This window comes from Stenotrophomonas sp. 62841_Sma (assembly GCF_056482945.1).
The window spans coordinates 2543972-2558260 of record NZ_CM151224.1; the positions used below are offsets into that span (position 1 = coordinate 2543972).

13 protein-coding genes are annotated in these 14289 nt (G+C 65.5%); 7 read left to right on the plus strand and 6 right to left on the minus strand.

Going from position 1 to position 14289, the window contains the following annotated elements:
* Positions 1-52 precede the first annotated feature (52 nt).
* The 4 genes from ACZK5G_RS11835 to ACZK5G_RS11850 all read right to left on the minus strand — a co-directional run bounded on the left by ACZK5G_RS11835 (position 53) and on the right by ACZK5G_RS11850 (position 5172).
* Positions 53-1264, minus strand: a complete 1212-nt coding sequence (locus ACZK5G_RS11835) for a hypothetical protein (protein WP_478463421.1) — start codon at positions 1262-1264, stop codon at positions 53-55.
* A 23-nt stretch (positions 1265-1287) separates the two neighbouring features.
* Entirely contained in the window at positions 1288-3792 is a 2505-nt protein-coding gene (locus tag ACZK5G_RS11840) for a TcfC E-set like domain-containing protein (protein ID WP_478463423.1), read from the minus strand.
* A 67-nt stretch (positions 3793-3859) separates the two neighbouring features.
* A complete protein-coding gene (locus ACZK5G_RS11845; RefSeq protein ID WP_478463424.1) occupies positions 3860-4354 on the minus strand; it encodes a CS1 type fimbrial major subunit in 495 nt (164 codons plus the stop codon).
* Between the two features lie 110 nt (positions 4355-4464).
* On the minus strand, positions 4465-5172 hold the full coding sequence (locus tag ACZK5G_RS11850; protein ID WP_478463425.1) for a CS1 fimbrial subunit B flags: Precursor: 708 nt from the start codon (positions 5170-5172) through the stop codon (positions 4465-4467).
* 297 nt (positions 5173-5469) lie between these two features.
* Here ACZK5G_RS11850 and ACZK5G_RS11855 point away from each other — a divergent pair, with 297 nt between their 5' ends.
* The 7 genes from ACZK5G_RS11855 (at position 5470) to ACZK5G_RS11885 (ending at position 12709) form a co-directional block, all read left to right on the plus strand.
* Complete coding sequence (locus tag ACZK5G_RS11855) at positions 5470-5769, plus strand: EF-hand domain-containing protein (RefSeq protein ID WP_201116233.1); 300 nt, start codon at positions 5470-5472, stop codon at positions 5767-5769.
* A 293-nt stretch (positions 5770-6062) separates the two neighbouring features.
* Positions 6063-6362, plus strand: coding sequence for a hypothetical protein (locus tag ACZK5G_RS11860; protein WP_032129479.1), 300 nt, complete (start codon positions 6063-6065; stop codon positions 6360-6362).
* Between the two features lie 62 nt (positions 6363-6424).
* The gene (gene mgtA / locus ACZK5G_RS11865) at positions 6425-9184 is read left to right on the plus strand and encodes a magnesium-translocating P-type ATPase (protein WP_478463427.1); all 2760 of its coding nucleotides are present in this window, start codon (positions 6425-6427) and stop codon (positions 9182-9184) included.
* Positions 9185-9215: 31 nt separating this feature from the next.
* Entirely contained in the window at positions 9216-9953 is a 738-nt protein-coding gene (locus tag ACZK5G_RS11870; protein WP_478463428.1) for an MgtC/SapB family protein, read from the plus strand.
* Between the two features lie 524 nt (positions 9954-10477).
* Entirely contained in the window at positions 10478-11533 is a 1056-nt protein-coding gene (locus ACZK5G_RS11875; protein ID WP_478463430.1) for a sensor histidine kinase, read from the plus strand.
* Positions 11526-12167, plus strand: a complete 642-nt coding sequence (locus ACZK5G_RS11880) for a response regulator transcription factor (protein WP_478463432.1) — start codon at positions 11526-11528, stop codon at positions 12165-12167. Before ACZK5G_RS11875 ends, ACZK5G_RS11880 begins: the two co-directional genes overlap by 8 nt.
* Positions 12164-12709 carry a DUF1697 domain-containing protein gene (locus tag ACZK5G_RS11885; RefSeq protein ID WP_478463433.1) on the plus strand — a complete coding sequence of 182 codons (546 nt, stop codon included), beginning with the start codon at positions 12164-12166 and terminating at the stop codon, positions 12707-12709. The genes ACZK5G_RS11880 and ACZK5G_RS11885 overlap by 4 nt, the downstream gene beginning before the upstream one ends.
* A 99-nt stretch (positions 12710-12808) precedes the next feature.
* On the opposite strand, the gene ACZK5G_RS11890 is transcribed toward ACZK5G_RS11885, so the two are convergent.
* Together ACZK5G_RS11890 and ACZK5G_RS11895 are read right to left on the minus strand one after the other, a co-directional pair.
* The gene (locus ACZK5G_RS11890; RefSeq protein WP_478463435.1) at positions 12809-13981 is read right to left on the minus strand and encodes a low temperature requirement protein A; all 1173 of its coding nucleotides are present in this window, start codon (positions 13979-13981) and stop codon (positions 12809-12811) included.
* Positions 13982-13990: 9 nt separating this feature from the next.
* Positions 13991-14257 (minus strand): hypothetical protein, encoded by a 267-nt coding sequence (locus tag ACZK5G_RS11895; RefSeq protein ID WP_478463436.1) that lies wholly within the window; start codon positions 14255-14257, stop codon positions 13991-13993.
* Positions 14258-14289 lie beyond the last annotated feature (32 nt).

A 14289-nucleotide genomic window follows, 5' to 3' on the forward strand; every position in this document is an offset into this window, starting at 1 on the left:
TGCAGGTAGAGTCGACTGACAGTCGACTCTACCCATGCCAGCTGCCCCCTCGTCACGGATTGGCATCAAACACCACGGTCATGTTGCCTGCCCAGTGCGAACCAGATGACTTCAGCATCTCCATCACCGCATCACGACCAGCGGTGAAGCGCAGCGTAGAACGCCGCTGTATCAGATAGCCATCCGGGGTGAAGCGCGGTGCCCGTGCGTCGTCCGGTAGCAACGGTGTGTCCTGCGCTGGACGACCATCGTGTACGTTGGTCATGCCCGGAACGGTCACGCCCACGTCCACCGGCACAACCACTTCGTCGCGCAGATTGCGGATGCCGCAGCGGTCGCCGACCTCATGCTCGCATCGCAGCTTCATGCTGAAATCCATTGACGTGGTCAGGTGGAACGGCAGTTCCTCGCGCAGACGTGCGGGGGGACGACCATGATCGATCCACAGCGACCAGCCGCCATCCGGAACCAGCTGTACACCGGGGAATTCGCTCGAGAATCGAACCTTGAAATCGTGCGCCACGTTCAGCAGCAACTGCAGCGTCAGCTCAGAATCCGAGTAGTCGCCCTGACCAAGATCGATCTGCTGCCCATTACCCACCGTGTAAGTCACGCTGCCGGTGTACTGACCGTCCTGGGCCTGAAGCGGATCCGGCGTCTCAAGGTGATAGCCAATCGAGAAGTTCAGGTAGCGCGCAACCCGATCGGTGGTCACTCTTGGGTCTCGTACACAGACAGTATTGCCTTCCGGAACCTCCCACGCATAGCGGTAGAATGTTGAGTTTCCAACTCCGATCCGCCCACGGCAGCCACCGATCGCCGCTCCATTTGCTCCGGGTCCGGTGCCGTCGTTTGGCAGGCCCCAACCCATTCCGACGAGAAATACGCGGATCCGGGCCCTCAACTCGTGATTGCTTGCATTGCGAACAACTACGTCCTGCCAGTTCCCATCGACGGCCAGATACCACTTCTCGCGTGAATCCTCGCCGCCGCCAAACAGGCGGCGCTGGCTTACATCCATCCCGGTGTCGATCGTGAAGTCGCCAACTCTGCAGAGACTTGAATGCTGTGCGCAGTAGCCAGACTGGGGCGTCGTGTTGACGAAGCGATTATGTGAAGGGTCCAAAGCACTTGGACGAAACTCCGCCATTATCTGCAACTCGGCTGCGCCCGCCGAGGCCATCAGCACAGCTAGAAGCCCACTCGCCCGCACAAGTGGACCACACAGTGATATAGCGTAAATGGAGCGTTCAATCGTAGACATGGAGCGATCTCTCAGCGGATTACCTACGGGCCCGCAAGGGGCATCGGGCAGCCAACGCTACCCACCATCAGCACATCACCCTCACGCGGATAGCGCTCCTCTTCCATCGTCAGCACACAACTGATCAGATTCGGATAGCGCAGCTCCACCACAGGCGCGCGCGCACTCAGTTCGAGCGTGAAGAAACCCTGCTCCTGGCTGACGCTGCGCCCTGCATGGTTGATCACCTGCACGCCGCGCACCCCGTTGCCGTCGGCATCCAGCACCTGGCCCATCACGGTGAAGGTGCGCAGCACATCCACGGTGGCGTGCATCACCCCGCCCTTGTTGAGGTGATAGCTGACGGTGGACGGCTGCAATGCGGCCGCTGGCGCATGCCGGCCCTGGAAATCGAATTGCACGTGGCCTGCACGGTATGCGCTGACCGGAACGAAGTTGCGGCCCTGGCGTAGCGCCACGCCGCCGCCCTGGCTGTCATCGGCGCGCAGCGCGACATCGGGATAGTCGCTGCGCACGTCGACGATGATGCCGGTATCCACGCTGCCACTGCGGCCCTGGCCAAGCACCGCTGCTCGGCCACCGCCAATCACCAGCGTACTGTCCAGGTTGGCGCTGCCACTCACGTGGCCCGAGCCCGCGCCCCGGTACAACTGCACATCGCCTTCCAGCAGCGAACTCTGCAGATAGGCACCTGCGCCTGCGCCGATGCCGCTGCGCTCGGCACTGATCATGCCGTTCACGCTCTGCAGCAGCTTGCCGTCCACACGCTGAGTGGCAGCCGCACTGACATAGGTATCGCGCTGGCCGGCCTCGCCGGTACGGCTGCCCAGGCTGCCGCTGTAGCTGCGGCGCTCGCTGCCCAGCGATACGCTGACGGTCAGGTCGACACCGCGCTGGCGGCGGTAGTGGATGAAGCGGCTGCCGGGGCGGTCGTAGGCCGAAATCCGCCAGTTCACGTCGTGCCTGCCGAACAGGGTCTCCCGGCGCCCATAGGACACATCGATGCCGGTGCCTTTGGTGATGCCCGAGCTGCGCGCTACCCGCACGCTGGCGTTGTCGCGATGACTGAAGCGATGGGTGATCGACACGGCAGTTGTGTCCTGCCAGCCGCCACGGGTTTCCCAGCGCGGCGCCGAGCCGTCACCGGGCAGGACACGCTGGCGTTGTTCGGCCCAGCTGCGCGCATGGTTGGCCACCACCGAACCGGCGCGGTAACGGTACAGGCCCTGCAGGTCCACACCGCGCCCGGCGTCGCTGGACGTGTAGACATTGGTGTAGGTGCTGAAGCGATCGCTGGCCTGCCAGTCCATCGACAGCCCAGCCGCGTGACGCGTGCCGATCTGCTGCACCGTGGCACCGGCCACAGCACGGGGGTGCACCAGGTAATTGACCACCGCACCTGCGGCGACCTTGCTCTCCTGCGCTGAGCGACCGCTATCGAGCAGGCCACGCTGTTGACCGGCGAACACGCTGTAGCGCCAGCGGCGGCTGGGGTCGCTCCAACGACTTGGTTTGTGGATCGACGCGATCTCACGCGAGGCCTCGTGGCCATCCTCGATGACCCGCAGTTCCACGTCGTAGATGCCACCGGGCAGACGGCGGGTGTCGATTTCCTGGATGCCCGGCTTGACGGCCTGCGTGGACAGCAGATTGCCGTCGCGCAGGATCTCCACCACGCCTTCGCGGCTGGCCGTGACATAGACCGGGTACACACTGGGGCTGCGCGTGTCGGCCAGCAGCACGTCCGACGAGCCGAGCATGAAGCCCAGCGCGGTATCGTTCTGCGTGCCGGGTGCGCGCGGCTGGCGGATGATGCCTTCGAAGGTGGGCAGGAAGTAGCCCGCACGCACGAAATGGTCGCCCAGCTCGCGCTGCGCATACAGGGCACTGAGATAGTGCTCGCGGCTGCCCGGCTGGGCGTAATACTGGTAGCTGCCGACCGTGCTCCAGCGGCCAACACTGCCACGCAGCTCGGCGCTGTAGCGTGCGGACGCCTGTTGCTCCTGGCCGCCATGCACGGCCACGCTGTTGCGGACGACCAGTCCATGGCTGCCGCGCTCCGGCAGCGCGACGTGGCGTCCTTCCTTGTGCGCACCTGCTTGGGTCAACAGGCTGAGCAGGGAATTGGACAGGCTGTAGTGCAACGCTGCCAGGCCCCGGCATTGCTGGCGGCACACGCCCAGCGCCATCGGCTCGGCCAGCGTCTCGGCCCAGCGCGCCCGCTCCGTCTGCGGAAGCGGGCTGTCATGGGCTTCGCCAAAGCCGATCAGCTGCACACGATTGTCTTCGTGCAGCAGCACCTCGGCGTCCCCCAGGTAGCGCCCGTCCAGCTCCACCCGCACGGTGAGCGGGTTGCCGAACAGATGCTCGCGGAACTCCGCAGGCATGCGCTCGCGCTGCTCCAGCAGGCTGGGCAGTTCACCCAGCGCAAGACCGGCGGCATGGCTGGACGCGGCAAACACCACGGCGCCGATACCAGCAGCCAATCGCGCAAGGGCCGGATATGCGGGAGCGAGGGGACGTCTCATGGGCGGATACCAGTGCCCTCCCCCCGCATCGCCGACGCGGTAGGAAGGGCTCGAAGCTGCATGATCGTCAGATGTCGCTTTCGAAGATCATGTGGAACTGGCCGCCGTAGCTGCCCTGCTTGTAGCCATCGGTCGGCACGGTGGGGGCAATGGCAAACGCCAACGACTTGCCGGCCGCGGCCTGTGCGGCATTGGCCACCGTTATCTTGGCGGCCGAGGTGGCCGGCACCACCACGTTGTCCAGCTTCACTGCCAGGTCGACCACGTCGGCGGCCGATGCCATCTGCGCCGGTGCCGACAGATAGGCACTGATCGCCGCCGGTGACTTGATGTTGATGACGCGGCCGGTCAGATCACTCAGGGTCTGACGGGCGGTATCCCACGGCAGGTTCTGCGGCAGGCCTTCCCAGCCATCGGGGGTGGACACCTGCAGGCCGGCGCTGTTCGGTACGTCGGCGGTGATATTGATAGTGATGGACTTGGTTTCGGTAGCGGCCACGGCAACGGCCGGGGTGATCAGCAGGGCGGTGGCCGCTGCCAGCAGGGTGGTCTTCAGGGACATGGATGCACTCCAGGTTCAAGGGTGGAAATCAAGGTGCCAGGCAAGGGCAACGCCATCCCATCGGGCGCCTGGCAGGCCCGTTCGGAACTGATCCAAGGGTGGAAGTGGGCTTAACGGCGTGAGTCGATGCTGCGTTGGCTGTCGCCTTCGCGAAGCTCGAAACGCAGAAACTGATGCTCGGCAGCCTGCAGCGCATAGCTGTTGCCAGGACGCACATGGGCGATGATTCCCGGCGTGCAGATATCTGGACGATCGCGCTCGCACTGGCGCAGGTTGTCCAGCACCACGGTGGCATTGCCGCGATTGCGCACCTGCTGTTGTTCGATGAGCGTGTCGTAGTGCGGGTTCTCCGGCGCGACGAAGAAGATCGTGCCGTAGCCGGTGAACACGCGGATGGCAGAGGTGAGCTCCGCTGCCTCCCGGGCCTGGTCTTCGCTGAGCAAGAATTCCTCGGCTGTCGGCGCCACCGGGATGAAGCGCAACCGGTAGTAGCGCTCCTGGTCACGCGCACCGCGATACACCAGGCGCGTGGCCTGCTGTCCTTTGCCCGCGATGATCAGGCGGCTGGGGCTGGCAATGACCCCTTGGGCATCCGGCGTATTGCGGACCAGCGCGGTGGTATCCACCGGCGATTCGCTGGCCTTGCCGTCTGCATCGAAGTGCATCTGGGTGACTTCAACCCGCACGTAAGCCGTGGCGTCACCGGTGTTGCGGATGCGCTTGAGCAGGTTGCTGTGCGTGGGCTGCAGATAGTCGAACAGCACGCCTACGTTGATCTGGGGTGTGGATGCGTGCGCGCTGCCAGACAGGATGACCAACAGAATCAATGAGAGAAGACGACGCATGGCGAGCCCGCAGGGAAAGGCGAGCGCGAATTTTCACGGCCCCATCACAATCTCGATATGCGAAAAGTTGCAAAAGCCGGACATGTCCTACGCATTTGAAACGATTGCTGGTCTGCCGGTCCCGACCCGCGGGACCGGCGCAATCGCGGTGAACGGCGCCCCACTTGCGTGCACGCCTGCCTGCATTCTTCGCAACCGGCTTACAGTCCCCCGCCGAAGATCCGGCCGTGGCCACCACACCGGTGCCCCCCCCCTCCTCAGGAGCACGCCATGACCGGTTTCCGCTACCTTCCCGCTCTCCTCATCCTCTCGGCCGGCATTCTGCTGGGCGGTTGTTCCAAAACGCAGGACGCCAGCAAGGCCACCGCCGCCGAGGACGTGACCGAAGTGAAGCTCATCCCTGCCTATGAATCGCTGGACAAGGACAAGGACGGCATCGTCACCCTCGCCGAAGTCGATGCGGTTGCGCCGGACTGGGCCGAACGACTGCACGCCTGCGATACCGATCGCAACAAGACGTTGAGCCGCGGCGAGTACGACGTGTGCAAGCAGACCAGTGCCTCGCATTGATCCCTTGATGCGCCATCGATTGGCGCGATGCTTGCCCGGCTATACCAAGGTATAGCCGGGCTAACCCACGAGCCTCTAGGACTACCCCATTCAGGGGCGGACAATAGCGCCACTGGCCAGGGCAACCCTGGCTGGCTACCTCCCCTCATGGAGACGCAGATGGACCCCGACCCTGCCGGGCGCAACGCGCCCCGTATGCCTGCCTGTTGCCTGTTCCTGGCGCCTGCCCGCCGATCCCTGCCTGCCTGAGTGACGGGGGATCGCCAGGCGCCGCCTGCCTGGAGATCACCCCCATGTCCTACAAGATCCTCTACATCACCCTGCGCCGCCTGATCGGCGAGCGCGATGTTGCCGCCCTGCGCAGCCACCTGCTGCAGCACGGCGCCGTGGTTTTCGCCCGTTCGCTGTCGCTCGGTTCGCCGCGCGTGGTCGCCGACGCACTGTCGCTGCTGCCGATCAGCGAACGCATCAACGTGCTGCGCCATCTGCCCTACCCCCTTCGCGACGCGATGAAGCCGCTGTGCATCGGCGGCAGCCAGCGCCTGCACATGCAGCCGTGGTCACCGGCGGTGCTGGCGATGCGCCACGCCTGAACCGTTGCATCCGTTCCGTTCGTGTTCCGGCCGCGGCCGGCTCTGACATTCAAGGAGTTCCCATGAGCCTGCTCAACGCCTGGTTCAATGCATTCCTGCGCAGCCGTCGCGCAGGCAACCTGTTCGGTCGTCGCGCCATGCCCGAAGCCGGCTTCGGCCCGGGCAGCGCCGAGGCCGCACCGTTCGCACTCACCACCGGCCTGGTCACCCTGTCGCAGTTGGACGAGCCGCGCCTGCTGGCCGCGCTCGACTCGCACGTCGATGGCCTCAGCCCGCACGAGGCCGGGGAGCGTCTGGCCACGCTCGGCCCCAACGAGGTCGATCACGAAAAGCCGCTGCCGTGGTGGCGTCATCTGTGGCAGTGCTACCGCAACCCGTTCAACCTGCTGCTGACCGTACTGGCGGCGGTGTCCTGGCTGACCGAGGACATCAAGGCCACGATCGTGATCGGCGCCATGGTGCTGCTGTCCACGCTGATCCGCTTCGTGCAGGAAGGCCGTTCCAACCGTGCCGCCGAGCGGCTGAAGGCACTGGTCGGCAACACCGCGCGCGTGCTGCGCCGCAATCCGGGTACCGAGGCGGCCGATGTGGCCGACCAGTACTTCGGTGCGCACCTGCACAGCCGTCGCCCGGCGCGGCTGCTGGACCTTCCGATCCGCGAGCTGGTGCCCGGTGACCACATCGTGCTGTCGGCCGGCGACATGATTCCGGCCGATTGCCGCGTGCTGACCGCCAAGGACCTTTTCGTGGCACAGGCGGCGATGACCGGCGAGTCGCTGCCGGTGGAGAAGTTCGCGCACCCGGGCGACGGCCTGGCCGGCCTGCTGGAGCAGCACAACCTGCTGTTCATGGGCACCAATGTGGTGTCCGGCACCGCCACTGCCGTGGTGCTGGCCACCGGTAACCGTACCTACTTCGGCACCCTGGCCCAGCGCAGCGCCGCCACCGACCGCGCGCCGACTGCGTTCCAGGCCGGCGTCAACAGTGTCAGCTGGCTGCTGATCCGCTTCGCGCTGGTGATGGTGCCGTTCGTGCTGCTGATCAACGGCTGGACCAAGGGCGACTGGACCGAGGCGTTCCTGTTCGCGCTGTCGGTGGCGGTGGGCCTGACCCCGGAAATGCTGCCAATGATTGTCACCTCCACCCTGGCCAAGGGTGCGGTGCTGCTGTCGCGGCGCAAGGTGATCGTCAAGCGCCTGGATGCGATCCAGAACTTCGGTGCGATGGAAGTGCTGTGCACCGACAAGACCGGCACCCTCACCCAGGACAAGATCGCGCTGGAACGGCACACCGACGTGTTCGGTCACGATTCGGAGGACGTGCTGAAGTTTGCCTACCTCAACAGCCACTTCCAGACCGGGCTGATCAACCTGCTCGACCGTGCGGTGCTGGAGCACGTGGAGCTGCAGAGCTCACTGCGGCTGTCGCAGGACTACCACATGGTGGATGAGATTCCGTTCGACTTCGAGCGCCGCCGTATGTCGGTGGTGGTGTCCGAACGCGAGGACCACCATGAGCTGATCTGCAAGGGTGCGGTTGAGGAGATGCTGGCGGTATGCAGCACCGTGCGCGAGAACGGCGAGGACAAGCCGTTGGATGAGCAGCGGCTGGCGCGCGTGCGGCAGACCACGGAAGAACTGAACGAACAGGGCCTGCGCGTGGTGGCAGTGGCGATGAAGGAAACCGCCGCCAGCCAGACCGTGTATTCGCAGGCTGACGAGTGCGGCCTGACCCTGGTCGGCTACGTGGCCTTCCTCGACCCGCCGAAGGAATCGGCTGCGCAGGCGCTGCAGGCGCTGGCCGCGCATGGCGTGGAAGTGAAGGTCTTCACTGGCGACAACGAGCTGGTGACCGCCCGCGTCTGTGCCCAGGTCGGGCTGGACGCGGACACCATCCTGACCGGCCCGCAGATCGAGCGCATGGATGACGGTGCGCTGTCACGGGCGCTGCACCACCACCGCGTGTTCGCCCGCCTGACCCCGCTACACAAGGAGCGCCTCGTACGCGAGCTACGCGCACAGGGCAAGGTGGTCGGTTTCCTCGGCGATGGCATCAACGATGCACCGGCGCTGCGTGCGGCGGACATCGGCATCAGCGTGGACAGCGCGGTGGACATCGCCAAGGAGGCGGCCGACATCATCCTGCTGGAAAAGAACCTGATGGTGCTGGAGGAAGGCGTCATCCAGGGCCGGCGCACGTTCAACAACATGCTGAAGTACATCCGCATGACCGCCAGCTCCAACTTCGGCAACGTTTTCTCGGTACTGGTGGCCTCGGCCTTCCTGCCGTTCCTGCCGATGCTGCCACTGCAGCTGCTGGTACAGAACCTGCTGTACGACATCTCGCAGATCGCCATTCCGTTCGACAACGTGGACGAGGAACTGGTGCGCAAGCCGCTGAAGTGGAACCCGGCGGACATCGGCCGCTTCATGGTGTTCTTCGGGCCGATCAGCTCGATCTTCGACCTGACCTGCTTCGCCTTGATGTGGTACGTGTTCGATGCACGCACGCCGGCCGACCAGGGCCTGTTCCAGTCCGGCTGGTTCGTGGTGGGCCTGCTGACCCAGACCCTGATCGTGCACATGATCCGTACACCGAAGGTGCCGTTCCTGCAGAGCATCGCCGCGCCGCCGCTGCTGGTGATGACCGGCCTGATCATGGCCATTGGCGTGGCCCTGCCGATGAGCCCGCTGGCTGGTTACTTCAAGCTGCAGGCCCTGCCGACTGGCTACTGGCCGTTCCTGGTGGCGATCCTGTTCGGCTACGCGGTGCTGACGACCTTGCTGAAGAAGATCTACATCCGTCGTTACGGCTGGCAGTAAGCGCCCGCCGCCTGGTCCAGGGAGAAACACAATGGACATCAATCCGAACCTGCCGGCGTTCAACGCCGGCGCAACCCTGAGTTCGCTGATCAGCCTGTCGGTGGCGTTCGTGCTTGGCACCGTCATCGGCCTGGAGCGGCAGCTGCGCCAACGCACCGCCGGCCTGCGTACCAATACGCTGGTGGCAGTGGGTGCGGCGGTGTTCGTCGACCTGGCCGTGCGCTTCCATGACCTGTATGGCGGCCCGCCCTCACCGCTGCATGTGGTGGCCTATGTGATCTCCGGCGTCGGTTTCCTCGGCGCCGGCGCGATCATGAAGGACGGCGCACAGGTGTCTGGCCTCAATACCGCCGCCACCCTGTGGGGCTCGGCAGCGGTTGGCGCCTGTGCGGGTATCAAGCTGCTGCCGGAGGCGGTGCTGGCGGCCGTGTTCGTGCTGGCCGCCAACACCCTGCTGCGGCCGGTGGTGAACCGCATCCAGCGGCAGCCGCTGCCGGAGGCGTTCAGCGAGGCGACCTATGCGATCAACGTGGTCTGCCAGCGCGAGCAGCAGGCCGAGGTGCTGGACCAGCTGTTGCTGCTACTGGAACAGGCGCACTACCCGGTACGCGCGGTGGACCAGCGCCCGTTCGGCGAGCGCGACGTGGAGATTGAAGCGGTGTTGTATGCCACCACGGTCGATTCCGGTGAACTGGATGCGGTACTGACCACGCTGGCGACCACCCCCGGCGTGCTGCAGGGGTTCTGGAACGCCAGTCTGGAGGAGTAGTGCCGGCCGCTGGCCGGCAACATCGTGCACCGCTTGGTAGGTGCCGACCCTGGTCGGCACAGAACCCTCAGATGCCACGACTGCTGCCAGAGCCTGCCGACCAAGGTCGGCATCTACCAACAGCCCTCATGCACCGCTCTGGTAGGTGCCGACCTTGGTCGGCACAGAACCCTCAGATGCCACGACTGCTGCCAGAGCCTGCCGACCAAGTTCGGCATCTACCAACAGCCCTCATGCACCGCTCTGGTAGGTGCCGACCTTGGTCGGCACAGACCCATCAGATGCCATGACTCCTGCCAGAGCCTGCCGACCAAGGTCGGCATCTACCAACAGCCCTCATGCACCGCTCTGGTAGGTGCCGACCTTGGTCGGCACAGATCCATCAGATGCCATGACTCCTGCCAGAGCCTGCCGACCTTGTTCGGCACAATCCTGAAGATGCCGGCCAGCGGCCGGCACTACCGGTCGGCATCTCCACGAGGCGGCTTTGCTATCCTTCCACCCCACGCTAGGGAGCCGCCCCGATGCCATCGCTGTCGCCCCGTCGCCCGCTGGTGCTGCTGGCCCTGATCGTCGTGATGGCGGCGATCTTCCTGGTCGATACCGTCACCGATTACGCCGTGGCGGCGGCCTGCTTCTATGCAGCGGTCATCCTCGCCGCATCGCGCGTACTCGCCGCGCGCGGGCTGATCAGCCTGGCCATTGCCTGCATCGCACTCACCGCCCTGAGCTTCTTCCTCACCCGCTTCGGTACCTACCGCATCGGCCTGGTCAACTCGGTGATCGGCATGCTGGTGATCGGCATCACCACCTACCTGGCGTTGAAGATGGAAGCGGCCAAGGCCGCAGTGCAGGAAGCGCAGGGCCGCCTGCTGCGGGTGGCGCGCGCATCGACCGTGGGCGAGCTGACCACCTCCATCGCACATGAAGTGAACCAGCCGCTGGCGGCGATCGCCAGCAGCGCCGAAGCCTGCCAGCGCTGGCTGGCACAGGACCCACCGAACGTGGACAAGGCCCGGCAGACCGTGGCCCGCATCCTGGCCGATGCGCATCGCGCCGGTGACGTAATCGCCCGTATCCGTGGCCTGACCCAGGGTGCCGCACCGGAACGACGCGCCTTCGATCTGAACCAGGCCGTGGAGGAAATGCTGGCGCTGTCGCGCAGCGAGCTGGACCAGCACGGCGTGGCCGTGGCCCTGCTGCTCGATGCCGACCTGCCGCTGGTACAGGCTGATCGCGTGCAGGTGCAGCAGGTGATCGGCAACCTGATCCTCAATGCGGTGGACGCGATGGAAGCAGTGCCGCCTGCCGACCGCCGTCTGTCCCTGTTGACCCAACGCGACGGACAGCGGATCAGCCTCAGCGTGCGCGACCGCGGTATCGGCCTGCCAATCGACCATCCTGAGCGCGTGTTCGATGCGTTCTGGACCACCAAATCACACGGACTCGGGCTCGGTCTCAGCCTGAGCCGTTCGATGATCGAGGCCAACGACGGCCAGATCCGCGCCGAACGACCGGCAGGCGGCGGCGCCTGCTTTGTGTTCGACCTGCCCATCGCCACGGAACTCCCCCATGCGTAAGCCCGCTGCACCCATCACCGACCCGGCGCCCATCGTCTACGTGATCGACGACGATCCGTCGGTGCGCGCCGCGCTGGAAGACCTGCTCGCCTCGATGGGCCTGCAGGTACGGGCCTTCGCCTCCACCCAGGCGTTCCTCGAACACGAACTGGAAGATGCACCGGCCTGCCTGGTGCTGGACGTGCGCATGCCCGGCCAGAGCGGGCTGGAGTTCCATCGCACGATGGGCAGCCACGGCCTGCAGCTGCCGGTGGTGTTCATCACCGGCCACGGCGACATCGCAATGGGCGTCAACGCGATCAAGGACGGTGCCATCGAGTTCCTGACCAAGCCGTTCCGTGACCAGGAACTGCTCGATGCCATCCACAAGGGCATCGACATCGACCGCCAGCGCCGCAGTGACGGCGAGGCACTCGATGCCCTGCAGCAGCGCTGGAACACCCTCAACGCCGGCGAGCGCGAGGTGGTCGACGGTGTGGTGCGCGGCCGCCTCAACAAGCAGATCGCCGGCGATCTCGGGGTCAGCGAGATCACGGTGAAGGTGCGCCGCGCGCAGGTGATGCGCAAGATGGGCGCGCGTACGCTGGTCGACCTGGTACGCATGTACGACCGCCTGCAGGCAGGTTCCCCATGAGCGTGCATGTCGCACTGCTGCGAGCAGTCAATGTCGGAGGTACCGGCAAGCTGCCGATGGTTGAACTGGTGGCGATGTGCGAAGACGCCGGCTTCACCGACGTCCGCACCTATATCGCCAGCGGCAACGTGGTGTTCCGCAGCGGACTTGGCGAAGCCGGCGTGCGGAAAGCCCTTGGCCAACGGCTGCAGGCCTATGCAGGAAAACCGGTGGGTGTGCTGGTGCGCTCGGCAGCCGAGATCGCGGCGGTTGCCGCCGGCAATCCGTTTCCACATGCCGCCGGCAATCGCGTGGTCGCGCTGTTCGTGGATGAGATACTGCCTACCGATCCCTTGACCGGGGTAACCGGCCTGCGCGATGAGCAGCTGGTGCTGGGCACCCGCGAGATCTTCGTCCACTATGGCGACGGCATGGCCGACTCACGCCTGCGGATTCCCTATGCCCAACAGGGCACCGCCCGCAACCTCAACACGGTTGGCAAGCTTGCGGCAATGGCCGCCGCACTCGGCCAGGCCACCTCAGACAGTAGAGAGCGGCGGTAGAGTCGACTGTCAGCCGACTATCGCGCGCAGCGCGGGATTTTCCGCAACTTTGTGGAAGAGCAGTCGACCAACATTCGACTCTACCCGGCAGAGGGCTGATCACGCCCGTTGCAGACGGTGCTTCAATCGCGTATCCATCAACCCCACCGCCAGCAGCACCGCGCTGGTCAACCAGCCAGCGGCCAACAGATGGGTCTGCGGCAATACGAAACCCATCACGCCCAGTGCCACCGCACCGATCAGATGCGAGTACGGTGCGCGCCCGTACACCACCCGCTTGTACAGCGCGCTGCCCAGCAGGTAGATCAACGGGCCGGCCACCAGCACCGTCGCATACACCGGCGTCACCGCAGCGTGCGGGTGGTCCATGACCAGGTCATTGCCCACCGCCGTAGCGATGATCCCGGCGATCAGCAACGCATGCACATAGTGGAAGTTGGCCCCCATCCGGCCCGGGTCTTCGGCATGGCTGATGGCCTCGGTGGCATCGCGGCTGGAGATGCCGAAGTACAGCCACCACATGGCGATCGTGCCGGCGAACGTTGCCAGCACCGCCGACACCACTGCCCCACTCCACTGTTCGACCTCGCTGAGCACGCCACCGGTCGCCAGCAGCGTCTCGCCCAGTGCGACGATGACGAACAGCTGGCAGCGCTCGGCCAGGTGCCCGCCCTCGATGGTCCACTCGCGGGTGTGCGAACGGCCCAGCCCCGGGAATGCGAAGCCGAACATCGGTGAGATGTATTCGCACGCCACCGCCACCGCCCACAGCGCCAACCGCGTATTGCCCTCGGCTGCCGCACCTGCCAGCCAGAAGCAGGCCGACACGCTCACCCAGGCCAGCATGCGACGGAAGTTCGGCGCCAGCGGGTGCGTGCGGCCAACCTCGAACAGCACGAAGGCGGTACGCCCGACCTGCATGGTGGCGTAGGCGCCGGCGAACACCCAGGCACGGTCGGCGAAGGCCTCGGGAATGGACGAGGACATCATCAAGGCCAGCAGCATGGTGGCAAACAACAGGCCGCGGATGCGCGGCGCTTCCGGATTGAACCAGTTGCTGACCCAGCAGGCGTACTGCCAGCCCAGCCACACGGCAAACCACAGCACCAGCGTCTGCAGCACGCCGGCCAGATCCAGGTGATGCAGCAGGTGGTGGCTGAGCTGGGTGACCGCGAACACGTAGACCAGGTCGAAGAACAGCTCTTCGTAGGTCACGCGCGCGTGGTGGCCATCGCGCTGGCGCAGGGCCGGCAATCGCAGTCGTGTACTCATGGCTGTCCTTCAGCGCGCCAGGCGCCAGTAGAGCAGACCGGCCAGCAGGGCCGGCACCGCGAACACCAGCAGCAGGATCGGCAGTTCTTCACGTATCCCGTAGCCGGCCTTGCTGACCCCCACCCACAGGTTGGCCACCGTCACCAGCAGCCAGGTGGCAATGAACGCGATCAGGGCCGTGGGCAGTTGTGAGGTGCCCACGCTCCACAGCCGCCCGAACAGCAGGAACACCCCAAGCAGCACGACGCCACCCACCAGCACCAGAAGCACATGCATGGTCCACCTCCTTGAGCCTGCAGGCAGGCTAG